Consider the following 18,338-nt stretch of genomic DNA (forward strand, 5'->3'; position numbering starts at 1 on the left):
CTGCTGCAGTCTTTATCGATCTTATGCGGCCTGTTTTTCTTTCTGGAAATTTTACGCACCGCATTAGCACCAATGATGCCTGTAGTCTGTTGCAGTTATCTTACAGGTTATCCACAATGCGCCTGCAACGTGCTGACGGCGTTTTACCCTATCTGCAAAAATGTTTTAAACAGAGTTATCCACAAGCTCTGGACAAGCCCCTGCGCGCTAAACTCTACATTAATGTTTACAGTAATTACCTAAATAATTGTTTTTATTGTATTTATAGGTATTTCAGTGTGTGAATAGTCTTGCTAGACGATATAACGATCCCCGTCACTATTCGGCTCTATAATTTTATTCACAGCATGTGGAAAAGGATTTTATCCTGCGCGATTGGTCATTCACGCATCACGGGCCAGGCCTTTCTCGACGGCGCGCACTAAGCGCTGTTTCTTAGCGGGCTGAACCTCTACCCCCTGTGCTGCACGTTTCTGTAACTGCTGCGCGATGGCCCAGTCAATATGCTCATCCAGCATGGCGTGTTCACCGCTACGCATTTGCAACGCCGCCAGATTTTCCTCTGCCCAGGGCGCATTGCCCAATGCCACCGCGATGTTCCTCAGCCAGCGCAAGTGGCCGATGCGACGAATCGCCGAGCCTTCCGTGACACGCAAGAATTTCGCTTCGTCCCACTGAAAAAGATCCACCAACGGTGGCGCGTGCAGCACCGCACGCGGTGAGAAATCATCTTCATCGGTTAACTGACCGTAACGATTCCACGGACAGATAAGCTGGCAATCGTCACATCCGTAGATGCGGTTACCAATCAGCGGGCGGAACTCTTCCGGTATCGCGCCTTCGAGTTCGATGGTGAGATAGGAAATACAGCGCCGCGCGTCAACCACATAAGGCTCAACGATGGCGGAAGTAGGGCAAATAGTGATGCAGGCGACGCAGCGACCGCACTGTTCTTCCTGTGGCTGATCGACGGGCAACGGCAAATCAATCAGCAACTCGCCGAGAAAGAACCAGGAACCGGCTTCACGATTGAGAATGAGCGAGTGTTTACCGGTCCAGCCCAGGCCTGCTTTGGCGGCAATCGGGCGCTCGAGAATCGGTGCGGAATCGACAAACGGGCGGAAATTGAGTTCGCCACAATGCGCCTGGATCATCTCTCCAAGCTTTTTCAGTCGATTGCGCAATACTTTGTGATAATCGCGGCCCAGCGCATAGCGGCTGACATAACCCAACTGGGGATTTTTTAAGGTACTGGCAAACGCTGCTTTCGCGGGAAGATAGTTCATGCGCACGCTGATCACGCGCAGTGTGCCGGGCAGGAGTTCGTGTGGGCGGGCACGCATCATACCGTGACGCGCCATCCAGTCCATTTCTCCGTGATACTGCTTCTCCAGCCAATCCTGTAATTTGGGCTCTTCAGCGCTGAGATTGGTATCGCAAATACCAACCTGCTGAAAGCCAAGTTCGCGCCCCCACAGTTTAATTTGGTGGGCAAGCTGTTGAAGATCGAGAGGGTATGACATGAGAAACCAGGCAATTGAAGCAAACCCGCGCAGTTTACCACACTCTGTCTGGCCTGCGCAGGCGATAGGGCAACTGGAGCGCGATGCGGCGGATAGCCTGGGTTTAACCTTGTACGAATTAATGCTGCGCGCCGGGCAGGCGAGCTATGAGCGAGTGCGGGCACAGTGGCCGCAGGCGCAGCACTGGCTGATTCTCTGCGGACAGGGTAATAACGGGGGCGATGGCTATGTGGTGGCGCGGCTGGCACAGGCGGCGGGATTGCGCGTCACATTGCTGGCGTGTAGCGGCAATAAACCCTTGCCGGAAGAAGCACAGCAGGCGCAAGAAGCCTGGCTGGCGGCGGGAGGGGTGATACATGCCCCGGATGCGCCATGGCCGCAAAACATTGATGTGATCGTCGATGCATTGCTCGGTACTGGCATCAATCGTGCGCCAGCCGCACCTTACGCTGAATTGATTGATCTGGCCAATGCACATGCCGCGCCCATCTTCGCGATAGATATTCCCTCGGGATTGGATGCCGCCACTGGCACCACGCCTGGCAACGCCATCAACGCGGATGTCACCCTGAGTATGATTGTGCTGAAACCGGGATTGTTGACCGGTAAAGCTCGCGATCACGTGGGCCGGTTGCATTGTGATGCACTAGGGCTGAACACCTTCCTCGCAGGCGAGACGGCCCCCATGCAACGCTACGATGCGGCTGATCTGGCGCACTGGCTGAAACCACGAAAAGCCACTTCGCACAAAGGCGACCATGGACGTTTAGTGGTGGTGGGAGGGGATACTGGCACCGCCGGGGCAATCCGAATGACGGCAGAAGCAGCGCTGCGCAGTGGTGCTGGGCTTGTGCGCGTGCTCACGCATGAAGATAATATCGGCCCGATTCTGACGGCACGGCCGGAGCTCATGGTCGATGCGTTGGGTGAAGAAACGCTGGAACAAGCCCTGCAATGGGCTGACGTGATCGCTATCGGACCCGGACTGGGACAACGCGATTGGGCTCAGAAGGCACTGAAAAAAGTCGCGGCCAGTGAAAAGCCGATGCTTTGGGATGCTGATGCGCTTAACCTGCTGGCAATCAAGCCGGATTACCGTCAGAATCGCATCATTACTCCGCATCCTGGCGAGGCCGCACGACTGTTAGGCGTTAAGACCCGTGAGGTCGAGCGCGATCGCTTACAGGCGGCACAAACGCTGGCAAAACGCTATGGCGGGGTGGTGGTGCTGAAAGGCGCAGGCACGATCGTGGCCAGCGCGGCAGGTGACATCGCGATTGCGGATGTAGGCAATGCGGGGATGGCATCCGGCGGCATGGGCGATGTACTGAGCGGTATCATTGCGGCCATGCTGGGCCAGAAACTGACTTTACTTGAGGCAGCCAGCGCGGGCTGTGTCGCACACGGTGCAGCGGCAGATGCGGTTGCCCGGCAGCGCGGTACGCGCGGCATGTTAGCCACTGATTTGTTCGAACTGCTGTGGCAGTTTGTTAATCCAGAGATGATCCAACAATAAAGCATGAAGACCTGTGTTATCCCTTTGCCCGATGAGGCGGCAACCCTAAATCTGGGTGCGCAACTGGCCCGCGTTTGCAGCAGCGCGTTGGTGATCTATCTTTATGGCGATCTCGGCGCCGGTAAAACCACGTTTAGCCGCGGCTTTTTGCAGGCGCTTGGCCATCAGGGTAATGTCAAAAGCCCAACTTATACGCTGGTGGAGCCGTACGAACTCGGCTCACGCACGCTGTATCACTTCGATCTTTATCGCCTGGCCGATCCTGAAGAGCTGGAGTTTATGGGTATCCGCGATTACTTCAGCGGGGATGCATTGTGTCTGGTCGAATGGCCGCAGCAGGGCGCCGGCGTATTGCCCGAACCCGATCTGGCATTGACGCTGCGCTACGTGGACGCGGCGCGAGAAGCGGAGATCCGCGCGGTATCTGCGGTGGGTGAAACGTTGCTGGCTCAGTTCCAGCAAGGCAGGGAATCGGCATGACCGCATGGATGAAAGGGATTGTGCTGGCTGCGCTCTGTATCGTTTCTGCTTCTGCGTTATCTGCCACCTTGTCAGATATCAAAGTCGATAACGGCGACAGCCAGGCAACCGTCACGCTGAGTTTTAATGGTCAACCCGTGTATGGTTTCTTCCCGCTGCATAATCCCAATCGTGTGGTGCTGGATATTCGGCAAAGCGGCGCGATTAAGGGCTTACCGCTGAACTTTAGCGGCGAAAATATCGTACAACGTATTCGTAATAGCCAGCCGAAAGACAAACAGAGTATTCGTTTGGTGTTCGAACTGACCCAGGCGGCACACACGCGTGCCAGCACCCAACGTGACGGCAATCAGTATCGCGTGGTGTTTACCATTCGCGGTACGCAACCGGCAAAACGCAGCACTGCTGCCGCACCGGTGACCACCGCCCGCCAAAGCGAAAGTGCCGCGAATCCGTTTAATGCCAATCCGGTGACCACCGTCACCAGCAGCAACACCACGGTACGTCCGGGTGGCGCCGTTTCACGCAATGACACGGTGATTGTGGCGATTGACGCCGGCCACGGTGGTCAGGACCCCGGCGCATCGGGCCAGCATGGCCTGCACGAGAAGAACGTCACCATTGCCATTGCGCGCAAACTGAAAGCGCTGATGGATCAGGACCCGATGTTTAAACCTGTGCTGACGCGAAACGGCGATTACTTTATCTCGGTGATGGGTCGTTCCGAGGTGGCGCGAAAAGAGAATGCCAACTTACTGGTATCGATTCACGCCGATGCCGCGCCTAATCATTCGGCGACCGGCGCATCCGTTTGGGTGTTGTCAAACCGTCGCGCCAATAACGAAATGGCGAACTGGCTGGAACAGAAAGAGAAGCAGTCCGAATTGCTGGGCGGTGCCGGTGATTTACTGGCAAACAGCCAGGCTGATCCTTACTTAAGCCAGGCGGTACTGGATCTGCAATTCGGCCATTCACAGCGCGTTGGCTATGATGTTGCGGTGAAAGTGCTGCAGCAACTGCGCGGAGTGACGCCGTTGCACAAACGTTTACCGGAACATGCCAGCTTAGGCGTGTTGCGTTCCCCGGATATCCCTTCTTTACTGGTTGAGACTGGCTTTATCAGTAACGCGGCGGAGGAGCGGCTGCTTGGCAGCAGCGCGTATCAGGAGAAAATTGCTCAGTCGATCTATAAAGGACTGCGCAACTATTTCCTCGCGCATCCGCTGCAATCCATCCCAAAGGAGGAAAACCGGCCGCTGGACAGCGCACCAGCGGTTAGCGTGGCCAGCAACCCGGCAACCGGAACCGTGCAATACACTGGCGCGACGCAGCGCCATACGGTGACGCGGGGTGAGACGTTGTCAGGTATTGCCGCCAAATACGGTGTCAGCATGGCAACCCTGCGTGACCTCAATAGCCTGAAGCGCGATGTGGTGTGGGTCGGGCAACGTTTGAAAGTCCCGGCAAAATCGGGCGTTAGCGTGACCGCTGCGAGTCGTCCTACCCGACACAAAGTGGTACGCGGTGACTCACTCACTGGGATTGCCGCTCATTATGGTGTCAGCCCCAAAGCCATCATGCAGGCGAATAATATGAAGTCGAGCAACGTGATGCTGGGGCAAAACTTAAAGATTCCACAATCCTGATTGCTGGCGCTGCGGCGCCAGTCTGCTTAAAGGATCACCACCATGCCAATACAGATTTTACCCCCGCAGCTGGCGAACCAGATTGCCGCCGGCGAAGTGGTTGAGCGCCCGGCATCGGTCGTAAAAGAGCTGGTGGAAAACAGTCTTGATGCCGGAGCAACGCGCATCGACGTTGATATCGAAAAAGGCGGCGCGAAATTGATTCGCATCCGCGACAACGGTTGTGGCATCGCCAAAGCCGAACTGGCCATGGCATTGGCTCGCCATGCCACCAGTAAAATTGCTTCGCTGGATGATCTTGAGGCGATTATGAGCCTCGGTTTTCGCGGCGAAGCCCTCGCCAGTATCAGTTCGGTTTCACGCCTCACGCTAACTTCTCGCACCGCGGATCAACACGAAGCCTGGCAAGCCTATGCGGAAGGACGTGATATGGATGTCACGGTGAAACCCGCAGCACATCCTGTCGGGACGTCGCTGGAAGTGCTCGATCTATTTTACAACACCCCGGCGCGGCGCAAGTTCATGCGCACTGAGAAGACCGAATTTACCCATATTGATGAAGTGATTCGCCGTATCGCGCTGGCGCGCTTTGACGTGGCAATTTCGCTGACCCACAACGGTAAGATGATTCGCCAGTATCGCGCGGTGGATCAGGAAGCGCAGCGTGAACGCCGTCTTGGCGCCATCTGTGGCACCCCCTTTATGCAGCATGCTCTGCGCATTGACTGGCAACATGACGATCTGGCGTTACGTGGATGGGTGGCCGATCCCGCCGGGTCACGTCAGGTCACAGACCTGCAATATTGCTACGTCAATGGACGCATGATGCGTGACAAGCTGATCAACCATGCGATTCGGCAGGCGTATCAGACGCAGTTGGGGGAAGATCAACAGCCCGCTTATGTGCTCTATCTGGAGATCGATCCCCATCAGGTGGATGTCAACGTTCATCCCGCCAAGCACGAAGTGCGTTTTCATCAGTCACGACTGGTGCATGATTTCATCTGGCAAGGCGTGATGAGCGCTTTGCAGTCGAGCCGTGTCGCAGAGTTGCCAATCGCGCATGCGGAAGAGCCCGCGCCGAAGTGGCAACCAGAGAACCGACAGGCTGCGGGGACGAATCATTTTGCGCAACCGGCGAGCACACCACGCAGTAGCACCAGCTCCATCAGCAGCGGTGCGGCTGCGGCGGGAACACACGCGGGTTGGCAGAATAAAGAGCCGGTCTATCGCGCACGTGAAGGTGCTGCTTATCAGCAGCTCATGAAAACGCCTGCGGCCGACACGCCTCGCGCCGCCGCGCCGCAACCGGCACCTGTGCGTCAACCTGAAGCACGGGAAGCGCCGTTGGCCGCACATGCACAAAGTTTTGGTCGCGTGCTGAGTGTGATGCATGAGCAATATGCGCTGTTAGAACGTGGCCCACAGTTACAGTTGTTGTCACTCAGTGTGGCCTCACGCTGGCTGAAACAGGCCCAGTTACAACCGGGAGAAGAGGGCTTAAAACCCCAACCTTTACTTATTCCGGTGCGGCTGAAAATTGCCAAAGAAGAGTTGAATGTGATCGATACTCAGGGCGGACTGTTACGGCTGATGGGCATTGATTTACAACGAGAAGGTCAGCACGTCACCTTGCGCGCTGTCCCTTTACCGTTACGCACACAAAATTTACAAATCTTGATTCCAGAACTGTTAGGCTATCTCGCCCGGCAGCAAGAGGTTTCTGCATCGGCGCTGGCCCAATGGCTGGCACGTCGTGATGATGCAGAAAACGCTCACTGGAATCACTCGCAGGCGATTGCACTGTTGGCAGAGCTCGAACGACTTTGCCCGCACTTGCTTAAATCGCCGCCTTCAGGTCTGTTACAGACCATTGAGATTGAGAGCGCGATGAACGCGTTGAAGCATGAGTGAACTAAACCAGGCTAGCCGGCCTAAGGCAATTTTTTTGATGGGGCCTACCGCCTCCGGTAAGACGGCATTAGCGATTTCGCTGCGTCAGCAACTTCCGGTGGAACTTATCAGCGTTGACTCTGCCTTAATCTATCGCGGGATGGATATTGGCACGGCGAAACCGTCGGCAGAGGAGTTAGCACAGGCGCCCCATCGTTTGCTGGACATTCGCGATCCAGCGGAAGCGTATTCCGCTGCTGAGTTTCGTCGCGATGCGCTGGCAGAAATGGCGGAGATTACTCAAAAGGGTAAGATTCCGTTGCTTGTTGGTGGAACCATGCTCTACTTCAAGGCGTTACTTGAAGGATTGTCGCCGCTGCCCTCGGCCGATCCCGAGGTGCGTCAGCGGATAGAGCAAATGGCGGCGGAGAAAGGGTGGGATGCCCTGCACCGCCAGCTGTGTGAAATCGATCCGGTCGCCGGTAGTCGTATTCATCCGAATGATCCGCAGAGACTTTCGCGAGCACTGGAAGTTTTTTTTATTTCGGGTAAAACTTTAACGGAACTGACAAAAACATCCGGCGAAGCGTTACCCTACGACGTGTACCAGTTTGCTATCGCTCCGGCGAATCGTGAACTGATACATCAACGCATTGCGTTGCGTTACGACCAGATGCTAGCGTCAGGATTTGAAGCGGAGGCTCGTGAACTGTTTGCACGAGGTGATTTGCATACGGATATGCCTTCCATTCGTTGTGTAGGTTATCGCCAGATGTGGTCTTATCTCTCTGGTGAAATCGATTACGACGAAATGGTTTATCGGGGAATTTGCGCCACCCGGCAGCTCGCTAAACGCCAGATGACCTGGTTACGTGGCTGGTCCAACGTCCACTGGTTAGACAGTGACGAGCCAGAATTAGCCCGTAATGCGGTGCTTCAGGTAGTTAGTGCGTAGCAGGGATGATTGTGTACAATTGGTCCGTTATCGTGCGCAAATTTTTACGCAGTTTTTCTGAACCACGGTTCTTAAAGTAACAAACAACAAGCATATAAGGAAAAGATAGAATGGCTAAGGGGCAATCATTACAAGACCCGTTTTTGAACGCATTGCGTCGTGAACGTGTACCGGTTTCGATCTATTTGGTGAATGGTATTAAGCTGCAAGGACAAATTGAATCCTTTGATCAGTTCGTCATTCTGTTGAAAAACACGGTTAGCCAGATGGTGTACAAGCACGCCATCTCTACAGTGGTTCCTTCTCGTCCGGTTTCGCACCATAGCAACAACCCGGGCGGTAGCGGTGGCAGCAGCAATTACCACCATAGCGGAAGCAACCAGGGCGCTCAGTCGCAGCCACAACAAGACGGCGATAACGCAGAATAATTTTGCGCTGCCGTAAAGCCAGGGCTGGGGAGCGAAAGCGTTTTCCCGTCCTGGTTATTTTATTTTAGCGAGGTTATAGCTTGTTTGACCGTTATGATGCCGGTGAGCAGGCCGTACTGGTACACATCTGGTTCTCCCAAGACAAAGAGCTGGAAGATTTGCAGGAGTTCGAAACTCTTGTCTCTTCTGCGGGCGTCGAAGCGCTGCAAGTCATTACGGGCAGCCGTAAAGCGCCACATCCCAAATATTTTGTCGGTGAAGGAAAGGCAGTTGAAATTGCCGATGCGGTGAAAGCGAGTGGAGCATCGGTCGTATTATTCGATCATGCCTTATCGCCTGCCCAGGAACGTAATCTCGAGCGAGTGTGTGAATGTCGCGTTGTCGACCGCACTGGCTTAATTCTCGATATTTTTGCTCAGCGCGCCCGTACCCATGAGGGTAAATTACAGGTCGAGCTGGCACAGTTGCGCCACATGGCAACCCGTTTGGTGCGTGGATGGACGCACCTTGAGCGCCAAAAAGGCGGTATTGGTTTGCGTGGTCCCGGTGAAACGCAGCTGGAAACGGACCGCCGCTTACTGCGTAATCGCATTAGTCTCATCCTTTCTCGCCTTGAGCGTGTAGAGAAGCAGCGCGAACAGGGCCGACAAGCACGCGCCAAAGCCGATGTGCCGACCGTTTCGCTGGTGGGATACACCAACGCCGGCAAATCTACCCTGTTCAATGCGGTGACGTCAGCCAATGTGTATGCGGCAGATCAGCTGTTTGCGACCCTCGATCCGACACTGCGTCGCCTGAATGTGGCAGACGTGGGTGAGGTGGTTTTAGCGGATACCGTTGGGTTTATTCGCCACTTACCGCATGATTTAGTGGCGGCCTTTAAAGCCACACTGCAGGAAACACGTCAGGCGACGCTCTTGCTGCACGTGATTGACGCTGCCGATTTGCGCGTCAACGACAACATCGACGCTGTTAATGAAGTATTGGCAGAAATCGAATCGGATGAAATTCCCGCGCTGTTGATTATGAATAAAATCGACATGCTGGACGGTTTTGTGCCGCGTATTGATCGTGATGAAGAGAATAAGCCGACACGCGTCTGGCTTTCTGCTCAGAGCGGTGAAGGTCTACCCTTACTTTGGCAGGCGCTGTCTGAACGCTTAGCCGGTGAAATTGCGCAGTATGATTTACGTCTGCCGCCAGAAGCGGGCCGTTTGCGCAGCCGCTTCTACCAACTGCAGGCGATTGAGAAAGAATGGAATGAAGATGATGGTTCTGTCGGTATGCATGTGCGAATGCCGATCGTTGACTGGCGTCGTTTGTGCAAACAGGAGCCGTCATTAGCCAGTTATATTGTTTGATATTGCCCTAACGCCTTTACCCAACTTATTGAAAAATGCAGTGATGATTGCTGTGAACCGCAAATTAGCAGGTTATACCCGACTATTTCGGATTTCAGCATGGCGGCAACTGAGTGAATCTTCGGGCACTTACGTCAGTCAGTGACCGGAGTGCGCGAAGACAGCCAACGCAGCTGCAATTCGCAAGAGAAGGGTAAAAAACGTAAATACAATAAATGGAGTAGAGACATGGCGTGGAATCAGCCCGGAAATAACGGACAGGACCGCGACCCGTGGGGAAGCAGCAATAATCAAGGCGGCAACTCTGGGGGAAATAAGGGAGGGCGCGATCAGGGGCCTCCTGATCTGGATGATATCTTCCGTAAGCTGAGTAAAAAACTCGGCGGACTGGGCGGTGGCAAACAGAGTGACAACAACGGCCAGCGCGGCGGCGGTAGCGGTGGCAAACTGGTTGGCATCGTTGCCGTAGCTGCAGTGGTCATCTGGGCTGCCAGCGGTTTCTACACCATTAAAGAAGCAGAACGTGGGGTTGTGACTCGTTTTGGTAAGTTCAGCCATCTGGTTGAGCCGGGCCTGAACTGGAAGCCAACCTTTATCGATCAGGTGCGTGCCGTTAACGTTGAAGCGGTGCGTGAGCTGGCTGCTTCTGGCGTAATGCTAACTTCGGACGAAAACGTGGTGCGCGTGGAAATGAACGTGCAGTACCGCGTAACCAATCCTGAGCAGTATTTGTACGCGGTTACAAGCGCTGACGACAGTTTGCGTCAGGCCACCGACAGTGCACTGCGCGGGGTGATTGGTCGTTCTACCATGGACCGTATCCTCACTGAAGGTCGTACCGTGGTGCGTAGCGAGACGCAACGTGAGTTGGATGAAACCATCCGCCCTTACAACATGGGGATTACGCTGCTTGACGTTAACTTCCAGGCGGCACGTCCACCGGAAGAAGTGAAGGCCTCGTTTGACGATGCCATCGCCGCGCGTGAAAACCGTGAGCAGTACGTGCGTGAAGCAGAAGCTTATTCGAATGAAGTGCAGCCGCGTGCGAACGGTCAGGCGCAGCGTATTCTGGAAGAGGCCCGCGCATACAAAGAGCGCACGGTGTTAGAAGCGCAGGGTGAAGTGGCACGCTTTGCTTTACTGCTGCCGGAATACAAAGCCGCACCGCAAATCACCAAAGAGCGTCTGTATATCGAAAGCATGGAACGTGTGCTGAGCCATACGCGCAAAGTTCTGGTTAACGACCGTGGTAACAGCCTGATGGTGCTGCCGCTGGATCAACTGATGCGTGGTGGTCAGATTTCTGGCAGCCAGGCAGGCCAGAAAAACACTAATTTGATGAAGCTGCCTTCGTCTGGCAGCAGTGCCAGCAATGATGACTCTTCGTCTTACAGTCCGAGCAGCATCATGGACCAGCGTCGCGCCAATGCGTTACGCAACGATACCCAGCGCGCAGGGAGGGAGTGATCGATGCGTAAGCCAATTATTGCCGTAATTATTGTCGTCCTGGTGGCGCTGTACGCATCACTGTTCGTGGTGCAGGAAGGTGAGCGCGGTATCGTGCTGCGCTTCGGTAAAGTTCTGCGCGATAGCGAGAACAAGCCGCAGGTTTACGAGCCGGGTCTGCACTTCAAGATCCCGTTTATTGAAACCGTGAAGTCGCTGGATGCGCGTATCCAGACCATGGACAACCAGGCCGATCGCTTTGTTACCAAAGAGAAGAAAGACCTGATCGTTGATTCCTACATCAAGTGGCGTATCAGTGATTTTAGCCGCTACTACCTGGCAACCGGCGGTGGTGATGTTTCTCAGGCGGAAGTGCTGCTGAAACGTAAGTTCAGTGACCGTCTGCGATCTGAGATGGGTCGCCTGGATGTGAAAGACATCGTGACGGATTCACGTGGTCGTTTGACCACCGACGTGCGTGATGCGTTGAACACCGGTACTGCAGGCAGTGATGACGAAGTACAAACGCCAGCTGCTGATGATGCGATTGCCAGCGCGGCAGCCCGCGTTGAGCGTGAAACCAACAGCAGCGAGCCAGCACCGAACCCGAACAGTATGGCTGCATTGGGTATCCAGGTAGTTGACGTGCGCATCAAGCAGATCAACCTGCCGGCGGAAGTGTCTGATGCTATCTACAACCGTATGCGCGCAGAGCGTGAAGCGGTTGCCCGTAGCCAGCGTTCACAAGGTCAGGAAGAGGCAGAAAAACTGCGTGCTCAGGCGGATTACCAGGTCACACGTACATTGGCTGAAGCTCAGCGTCAGGCATTGATTTCACGTGGTGAAGGTGATGCGCAGGCAGCAAAACTGTTTGCAGATGCTTTCGGTCAGGATCCTGATTTCTATGCCTTTATCCGCAGCCTGCGTGCTTACGAGAACAGCTTCTCTGATAACCAGGATGTGATGGTGTTGAGCCCGGATAGCGATTTCTTCCGCTTTATGAAGGCACCGACTAACACCGCGCGTTAAGAACTGATATAACCTTGAGGCCGACAATGTTGTCGGCCTTTTTTTTGGGAAAAATAGAATGAACACAACCATCTGGATGGCGCTGGCATTAGTTCTGGTGCTGGAAGGGCTGGGTCCGATGTTTCTGCCGCGTGTCTGGCGCCGCATGATTCTGTCGATGGCGCAGTTGCCCGATCGCATCCTGCATCGTTTTGGTGGTGGATTAGTGGTAGCGGGCGTGGTGATTTATTACATGCTGAGCGTGCACGCGAGCGCATAGCGTTAAATTTGAGCGGTAACGCACGGCTAAATTGTGTCTTGCAGTCGATGTTTCCCCCAACATGTTGTATTGATCAAAACGCGGGCAAAAAACCGCGCAATCGTATGCTAAAAGTGCTGAAAGTGAGCAAAACCGATGGTAGAATCCATTTTTAAGCAATCGGTGATTTTGATAAAATGGGTAAGAACGTCGTCGTACTGGGCACCCAATGGGGTGACGAAGGTAAAGGTAAGATCGTAGACCTTCTGACTGAACGCGCGAATTTCGTTGTGCGTTACCAGGGTGGCCACAATGCAGGCCATACACTTGTCATCAACGGTGAAAAAACCGTCCTCCACTTAATTCCATCTGGCATCCTGCGTGATAACGTGACCAGCATCATTGGTAATGGTGTTGTATTGTCCCCTGAAGCGCTGATGAAAGAGATGAAAGGTCTGGAAGAGCGCGGTGTGCCGGTACGTGAACGTCTGCTGATCTCTGAAGCATGTCCACTGATTCTGCAATATCACGTCGCGATGGACGTGGCGCGCGAAAAAGCGCGTGGCGCCAAAGCGATTGGTACCACCGGTCGTGGTATCGGTCCAGCTTACGAAGATAAAGTTGCACGTCGCGGTCTGCGCGTGAGCGATCTCTTCAACAAAGAAACCTTCGCCGTTAAGCTGAAAGAAATCGTCGATTTCTACAACTTCCAGCTGGTTAACTACTACAAAACTGATGCGGTTGACTACGAAAAAGTGCTGAGCGATACGTTGGCTGTGGCTGACATTCTGACCAGCATGGTGGTTGACGTTTCTGACCTGTTGGATGGTGCGCGCAAGCGTGGCGATCTGATCATGTTCGAAGGCGCACAGGGTACGCTGCTGGATATCGACCACGGTACTTATCCGTACGTGACCTCGTCTAACACCACCGCAGGTGGCGTGGCGACAGGCTCCGGTATTGGTCCACGTTATGTTGATTACGTGCTGGGTATCGTTAAAGCTTACTCAACGCGTGTTGGTGCGGGTCCATTCCCTACCGAACTGTTTGATGAAACTGGCGAGTTCCTGTGTGCTCAGGGCCACGAGTTTGGCGCGACGACTGGTCGCCGTCGTCGTACCGGCTGGCTGGATGCGGTTGCCGTGCGTCGCGCAGTACAGATCAACTCCCTGTCAGGTTTCTGCATGACCAAACTGGACGTGCTGGATGGCCTGAAAGAAGTGAAAATCTGTGTGGCTTATCGCATGCCGGATGGCCGCGAGATGACCACCACGCCACTGGCAGCGGAAGGTTGGGAAGGTATTGAGCCAATCTACGAAACCATGCCAGGCTGGAGCGAAACCACCTTTGGTGTGAAAACGCTGGAAGGTCTGCCGCAGGCCGCGCGTGACTACATCAAGCGTGTAGAAGAAGTGACCGGTGTGCCGATTGATATTATTTCAACTGGCCCGGACCGTAGTGAGACCATGATTCTGCGCGACCCGTTCGACGCATAATCTTACATGGCCGGACACTGTCCGGCCTTTGTTTATCCGCTCTTTGACTCCGCTCACTCTCTTTTTTCTTGCAATTATCGATACTTGCTTAAGAAAAAACGCACCGGCTTCCACGCTCTGGTTTATCATCATATTTAAATACCACGCCGACCGGCGCATAACCCTAACGCCCGATGGTTCACCGAGGTATATGTGCAGCTAACGAGTTTCACCGATTATGGTCTGCGTGCGCTGATTTACATGGCGACGTTGCCGGAAGGTAAGCAGACCAACATTACCGAAGTCACCGATACCTACGGGGTGTCGCGTAACCATATGGTTAAAATCATCAACCAACTAAGCCGGGCCGGCTTTGTCGCCGCAACACGCGGTAAAAACGGCGGAATTCGTTTAGGCATGGACCCGGAAAAAATCGTGATTGGTCAGGTCGTGAGAAAAATGGAGCCTTTGCAGTTGGTGAACTGTGAGGAGTGCGCCATCACACCGGCCTGTCGTCTGCGCAAGGCGCTGCACGATGCGGTCCAGTTATTCCTCAAAGAGCTGGATAACTATACGTTGGCCGATCTGGTCAAAGATAACGATTCACTGTACCAAATTTTATTGTCCGAACCGCCGGTGGCAATCCAAATTAAATGACATCGGAGGAACCGTAATGTCAAAAGATCCTTATCAGGATAGAGAAGCAGAAAAGTACGACAACCCCATTCCAAGCCGCGAATTTATTCTGGCGCTGTTAGAAAAGCGTGAGAAACCCATCAATCGTGATGAAATTGCCCAGGAATTGAATATCACCAGCGAAGAGCAGCTTGAAGCGCTGCGCCGTCGTCTGCGCGCCATGGAGCGTGACGGTCAGCTGGTATTTACCCGTCGTCAATGTTACGCCCTGCCAGAACGCCTCGACTTACTGCGCGGCAAAGTGATTGGCCATCGTGATGGCTATGGCTTCCTGCGCGTGGAAGGCCAGAAAGATGATTTCTATCTGTCTGCCGAGCAGATGAAATTTTGCCTGCATGGTGATGTGATTCTGGCTCAGCCGGGCAGTGCAGACCGTAAAGGTCGCCGTGAAGCGCGCGTGGTGCGCGTGCTGGAACCACGCAACAGCCAGATTGTTGGCCGTTACTTTACCGATGCCGGCACCGGTTTTGTGGTGCCGGATGACAGCCGCCTGAGCTTTGACATCCTGATCCCGCAGGAAGAAACCCAGAGCGCGCGCATGGGCTCGGTGGTGGTTGTAGAGATCGTCCAGCGCTCAACCCGTCGCACCAAAGCCACCGGAAAGGTCACCGAGATTCTCGGCGATAACATGGGCACCGGTCTGGCGGTCGATATGGCGCTGCGCACCCACGAGATCCCACATACCTGGCCGGAAGAAGTTGAGAAAGAGATCTCGAAACTGAAAGAGCAGGTGCCAGAGGCGGCAAAAAAAGGCCGCGTCGATCTGCGTGAATTACCGCTCGTTACCATTGATGGTGAAGATGCGCGTGACTTTGACGATGCCGTCTACTGTGAGAAAAAGCGCGGTGGTGGCTGGCGTCTATGGGTGGCGATTGCTGACGTCAGTTATTACGTGCGCCCAGGCACAGCGTTAGATGACGAAGCGCATCAACGCGGCACCTCGGTCTACTTCCCATCGCAAGTGGTGCCGATGCTGCCGGAGATCCTCTCCAACGGACTGTGCTCGCTGAACCCGCAGGTTGATCGCCTGTGCATGGTATGCGAGATGACCATCTCTTCCAGCGGTAAGCTCACTGGCTATAAGCACTACGAAGCGGTGATGAACTCCCATGCGCGTCTGACTTACACCAAAGTGTGGAACATTCTGCAGGGTGATACCGAACTGCGTGAGCAGTATGCCGCTCAGGTGAAACACCTTGAAGAGCTGCATCACATGTATCAGGAGTTGGAAACCGCACGTGAACAGCGTGGTGGCATCTCCTTCGAAACTGAAGAAGCCAAATTTATCTTCAATGCGGAGCGTCGTATTGATCGCGTTGAACGTACCGTGCGTAACGATGCGCACAAGCTGATCGAAGAGTGCATGATTCTCGCCAACATCGCCTCGGCGCGTTATGTTGAGAAGCATCAGGAACCGTCACTGTTCCGCGATCACGATCGTCCAACCGAAGACAGCATCAAAAGCTTCCGCACCGTATTGAACGAGCTGGGCTTGAGCCTGCCAGGTGGTGCGAAACCGCAGCCTGTCGACTATGCCGAATTGCTCAAGCAAGTGGCTGATCGTCCCGATGCAGAAATGCTGCAAACCATGTTGCTGCGCTCAATGAAGCAAGCGGTGTACGATCCTGAAAACCGTGGTCACTTTGGCCTGGCGTTGCAGTCCTATGCGCACTTCACCTCACCGATTCGTCGCTACCCTGATTTGCTGCTGCACCGTGCGATCAAATACCTGCTGGCGAAAGAGCAGGGCACGCTGAAAGGTAACACCACGCCAAACGGCGGTTATCACTACGATATGCAGCAGATGTTGCAGCTCGGTCAGCACTGCTCGATGACTGAACGCCGTGCTGATGAAGCCACGCGTGATGTCGCGGACTGGCTGAAATGTGACTTCATGCAGGATCAGGTTGGCAACGTGTTTAGCGGCGTGATCTCCAGCGTGACCGGTTTTGGCTTCTTCGTGCGTCTCAACGATCTGTTTATCGATGGCCTGGTGCACGTCTCTTCACTGGACAACGATTACTATCGTTTCGATCCGATTGGTCAGCGTCTGATTGGCGAATCTGGTGGCCGTACTTATCGTTTAGGCGATACGGTGGAAGTGCGTGTGGAAGCGGTGCACATGGATGAGCGCAAAATCGACTTTGCGCTGATCTCCAGCAAGCGCGTACCGCGCGGCGAGGGTAAAACCGAGCGCGAACGTGAGAAGCGCGGCGGCAAGCCGCCCGCAAGACGTCGTCGTGATGCGGGTAAAAAGGGCACCTTCGAGCCAGATTCAGCGTTCCGCAGCGAGAAGAAGCAGCCTGCGTCTGCTGAAAAATCGGCAAAAAATGAGAAAAAAGGCAAAAAAATCTCTGAGAAAACCCGTAAAATCGCCGCCGCCACCAAGGCCAAGCGCGGGTCGAAGAAGAAACCTAACGAAGCTTGAGGGTTGGCTCGCGAAGCCTGAAGACCTGATCGCACTGTGAAGCTGGGGCAGCCTTGAACGGCGCCCCTAAGCTAGGCCAGCATGCTGTGATGGCGCCCGTAGGGCAGATCATGGATAAGTGCGTAGTGATAGCGACCCTAAGTTAGGCCAGCGTGCTGTGATAGCGCCCGTAGGGCAGATCATGGATAAGTGCGTAGTGATAGCGACCCTAAGCCAGGCCAGCGTGCTGTGATGGCGCCCGTAGGGCAGATCATAGATAAGTGCGTAGTGATGGCGGCCCTAAGTTAGTTCAGCGTGTTGTGACGACGAGCGTACGTTAAATCGGCGCGTTTTGTAGGGTGCGCATTAATGTGCATCGAAATTAATACCCTTATATTCAGATATATACATCCAACCTTGAGCAAACAAATGAGTGAAATAATTTTTGGTATTCATGCCGTGCAGGCGCTGCTGGAACGTGATCCTCAGCGTTTCCAGGAAGTCTTTATTCTCAAAGGCCGTGACGATCGTCGCCTGCAGCCGCTGATTGCCGCACTGGAAGCTCAGGGAATTGTGGTTCAGGTGGCTAATCGCCAATGGCTCGACAGCCAGGTGGAAGGCGGAGTGCACCAAGGTATCGTGGCACGCGTAAAGCAGGGTAAAAATTATCAGGAAGGTGATTTGCCTGATCTGCTGCAAAGTCTGGATAAACCGTTCCTGCTGGTACTGGACGGCGTCACCGATCCGCATAACCTCGGTGCTTGCCTGCGTAGCGCCGACGCTGCGGGCGTACATGCCGTCATCGTGCCGAAAGATCGTGCCGCACCGCTGAATGCCACGGCGAAAAAAGTCGCCAGCGGCGCAGCTGAGAACGTGCCATTGATCCGCGTCACCAACCTGGCGCGTACTCTGCGTTTACTGCAGGAGTACAACATCTGGGTAGTGGGCACCGCAGGTGAAGCCGATCACACCGTGTACCAGAGCAAAATGACCGGCCCGATGGCGCTTGTGATGGGCGCGGAAGGTGAAGGTATGCGTCGTCTGACCCGTGAACACTGCGATGAGCTGATCAGCATCCCAATGGCGGGCAGCGTCTCTTCTCTGAACGTCTCTGTCGCAACCGGTGTCTGCCTGTTCGAAGCGGTGCGTCAGCGTTTGGCGTGATCCCCGCCGCAAAAGTGTTTCTGAGCCAGGCATAACTGCACATCCCCCTCATACTTGAACCATGCGTTTTATGAGGGAGAT

15 protein-coding genes are annotated in these 18,338 nt (G+C 54.5%); 14 read left to right on the plus strand and 1 reads right to left on the minus strand.

Features of this window, described 5'->3' with window-relative positions:
• Positions 1 to 383: 383 nt before the first annotated feature.
• Entirely contained in the window at positions 384 to 1,523 is a 1,140-nt protein-coding gene (queG, locus tag LH22_RS04470; protein ID WP_038644394.1) for a tRNA epoxyqueuosine(34) reductase QueG, read from the minus strand.
• Between queG and nnr the strand changes: the two genes are divergently transcribed.
• The 14 genes from nnr to rlmB all read left to right on the plus strand — a co-directional run bounded on the left by nnr (position 1,522) and on the right by rlmB (position 18,257).
• Complete coding sequence (gene nnr / locus LH22_RS04475) at positions 1,522 to 3,039, plus strand: bifunctional ADP-dependent NAD(P)H-hydrate dehydratase/NAD(P)H-hydrate epimerase (protein WP_071845584.1); 1,518 nt, start codon at positions 1,522 to 1,524, stop codon at positions 3,037 to 3,039. The two genes, queG and nnr, sit on opposite strands and share 2 nt — an antisense overlap.
• Before the next feature lie 3 nt (positions 3,040 to 3,042).
• A complete protein-coding gene (tsaE, locus tag LH22_RS04480) occupies positions 3,043 to 3,519 on the plus strand; it encodes a tRNA (adenosine(37)-N6)-threonylcarbamoyltransferase complex ATPase subunit type 1 TsaE (protein WP_038644396.1) in 477 nt (158 codons plus the stop codon).
• Positions 3,520 to 3,527: 8 nt separating this feature from the next.
• Positions 3,528 to 5,165 (plus strand): N-acetylmuramoyl-L-alanine amidase AmiB, encoded by a 1,638-nt coding sequence (gene amiB / locus LH22_RS04485; RefSeq protein WP_369800323.1) that lies wholly within the window; start codon positions 3,528 to 3,530, stop codon positions 5,163 to 5,165.
• Positions 5,166 to 5,207: 42 nt separating this feature from the next.
• Positions 5,208 to 7,079, plus strand: a complete 1,872-nt coding sequence (gene mutL, locus LH22_RS04490; RefSeq protein ID WP_038644400.1) for a DNA mismatch repair endonuclease MutL — start codon at positions 5,208 to 5,210, stop codon at positions 7,077 to 7,079.
• Positions 7,072 to 8,013: a tRNA (adenosine(37)-N6)-dimethylallyltransferase MiaA gene (miaA, locus tag LH22_RS04495; RefSeq protein WP_038644402.1), complete on the plus strand. Its 942-nt coding sequence runs from the start codon at positions 7,072 to 7,074 to the stop codon at positions 8,011 to 8,013. The genes mutL and miaA overlap by 8 nt, the downstream gene beginning before the upstream one ends.
• A gap of 110 nt (positions 8,014 to 8,123) precedes the next feature.
• Entirely contained in the window at positions 8,124 to 8,441 is a 318-nt protein-coding gene (hfq, locus tag LH22_RS04500; protein ID WP_034829366.1) for an RNA chaperone Hfq, read from the plus strand.
• 80 nt (positions 8,442 to 8,521) lie between these two features.
• Complete coding sequence (gene hflX, locus LH22_RS04505; RefSeq protein ID WP_038644406.1) at positions 8,522 to 9,802, plus strand: ribosome rescue GTPase HflX; 1,281 nt, start codon at positions 8,522 to 8,524, stop codon at positions 9,800 to 9,802.
• Between the two features lie 228 nt (positions 9,803 to 10,030).
• A complete protein-coding gene (gene hflK, locus LH22_RS04510; protein WP_034829354.1) occupies positions 10,031 to 11,269 on the plus strand; it encodes an FtsH protease activity modulator HflK in 1,239 nt (412 codons plus the stop codon).
• A 3-nt stretch (positions 11,270 to 11,272) separates the two neighbouring features.
• A complete protein-coding gene (gene hflC, locus LH22_RS04515) occupies positions 11,273 to 12,277 on the plus strand; it encodes a protease modulator HflC (RefSeq protein ID WP_034829352.1) in 1,005 nt (334 codons plus the stop codon).
• 58 nt (positions 12,278 to 12,335) lie between these two features.
• Positions 12,336 to 12,536 (plus strand): DUF2065 domain-containing protein, encoded by a 201-nt coding sequence (locus tag LH22_RS04520; protein ID WP_038644411.1) that lies wholly within the window; start codon positions 12,336 to 12,338, stop codon positions 12,534 to 12,536.
• Positions 12,537 to 12,712: 176 nt separating this feature from the next.
• Entirely contained in the window at positions 12,713 to 14,011 is a 1,299-nt protein-coding gene (locus LH22_RS04525; RefSeq protein WP_034829348.1) for an adenylosuccinate synthase, read from the plus strand.
• Positions 14,012 to 14,203: 192 nt separating this feature from the next.
• Positions 14,204 to 14,647, plus strand: coding sequence for a nitric oxide-sensing transcriptional repressor NsrR (gene nsrR / locus LH22_RS04530; protein ID WP_034829346.1), 444 nt, complete (start codon positions 14,204 to 14,206; stop codon positions 14,645 to 14,647).
• A 16-nt stretch (positions 14,648 to 14,663) separates the two neighbouring features.
• On the plus strand, positions 14,664 to 17,114 hold the full coding sequence (gene rnr / locus LH22_RS04535; protein WP_038644414.1) for a ribonuclease R: 2,451 nt from the start codon (positions 14,664 to 14,666) through the stop codon (positions 17,112 to 17,114).
• A 408-nt stretch (positions 17,115 to 17,522) separates the two neighbouring features.
• Entirely contained in the window at positions 17,523 to 18,257 is a 735-nt protein-coding gene (rlmB, locus tag LH22_RS04540; RefSeq protein WP_038644417.1) for a 23S rRNA (guanosine(2251)-2'-O)-methyltransferase RlmB, read from the plus strand.
• Positions 18,258 to 18,338: the final 81 nt, after the last annotated feature.

The organism is Pantoea rwandensis (genome assembly GCF_000759475.1).
Lineage (GTDB): Bacteria > Pseudomonadota > Gammaproteobacteria > Enterobacterales > Enterobacteriaceae > Pantoea > Pantoea rwandensis_B.

Bases quoted from the DNA above. Each gene is read 5' to 3' on its own strand.
- nnr (WP_071845584.1), top strand. From the start codon at position 1,522: ATGAGAAACCAGGCAATTGAAGCAAACCCGCGCAGTTTACCACACTCT.
- queG (WP_038644394.1), bottom strand. From the start codon at position 1,523: ATGTCATACCCTCTCGATCTTCAACAGCTTGCCCACCAAATTAAACTG.
- tsaE (WP_038644396.1), top strand. From the start codon at position 3,043: ATGAAGACCTGTGTTATCCCTTTGCCCGATGAGGCGGCAACCCTAAAT.
- amiB (WP_369800323.1), top strand. From the start codon at position 3,528: ATGAAAGGGATTGTGCTGGCTGCGCTCTGTATCGTTTCTGCTTCTGCG.
- mutL (WP_038644400.1), top strand. From the start codon at position 5,208: ATGCCAATACAGATTTTACCCCCGCAGCTGGCGAACCAGATTGCCGCC.
- miaA (WP_038644402.1), top strand. From the start codon at position 7,072: ATGAGTGAACTAAACCAGGCTAGCCGGCCTAAGGCAATTTTTTTGATG.
- hfq (WP_034829366.1), top strand. From the start codon at position 8,124: ATGGCTAAGGGGCAATCATTACAAGACCCGTTTTTGAACGCATTGCGT.
- hflK (WP_034829354.1), top strand. From the start codon at position 10,031: ATGGCGTGGAATCAGCCCGGAAATAACGGACAGGACCGCGACCCGTGG.
- hflC (WP_034829352.1), top strand. From the start codon at position 11,273: ATGCGTAAGCCAATTATTGCCGTAATTATTGTCGTCCTGGTGGCGCTG.
- LH22_RS04520 (WP_038644411.1), top strand. From the start codon at position 12,336: ATGAACACAACCATCTGGATGGCGCTGGCATTAGTTCTGGTGCTGGAA.
- LH22_RS04525 (WP_034829348.1), top strand. From the start codon at position 12,713: ATGGGTAAGAACGTCGTCGTACTGGGCACCCAATGGGGTGACGAAGGT.
- rnr (WP_038644414.1), top strand. From the start codon at position 14,664: ATGTCAAAAGATCCTTATCAGGATAGAGAAGCAGAAAAGTACGACAAC.
- rlmB (WP_038644417.1), top strand. From the start codon at position 17,523: ATGAGTGAAATAATTTTTGGTATTCATGCCGTGCAGGCGCTGCTGGAA.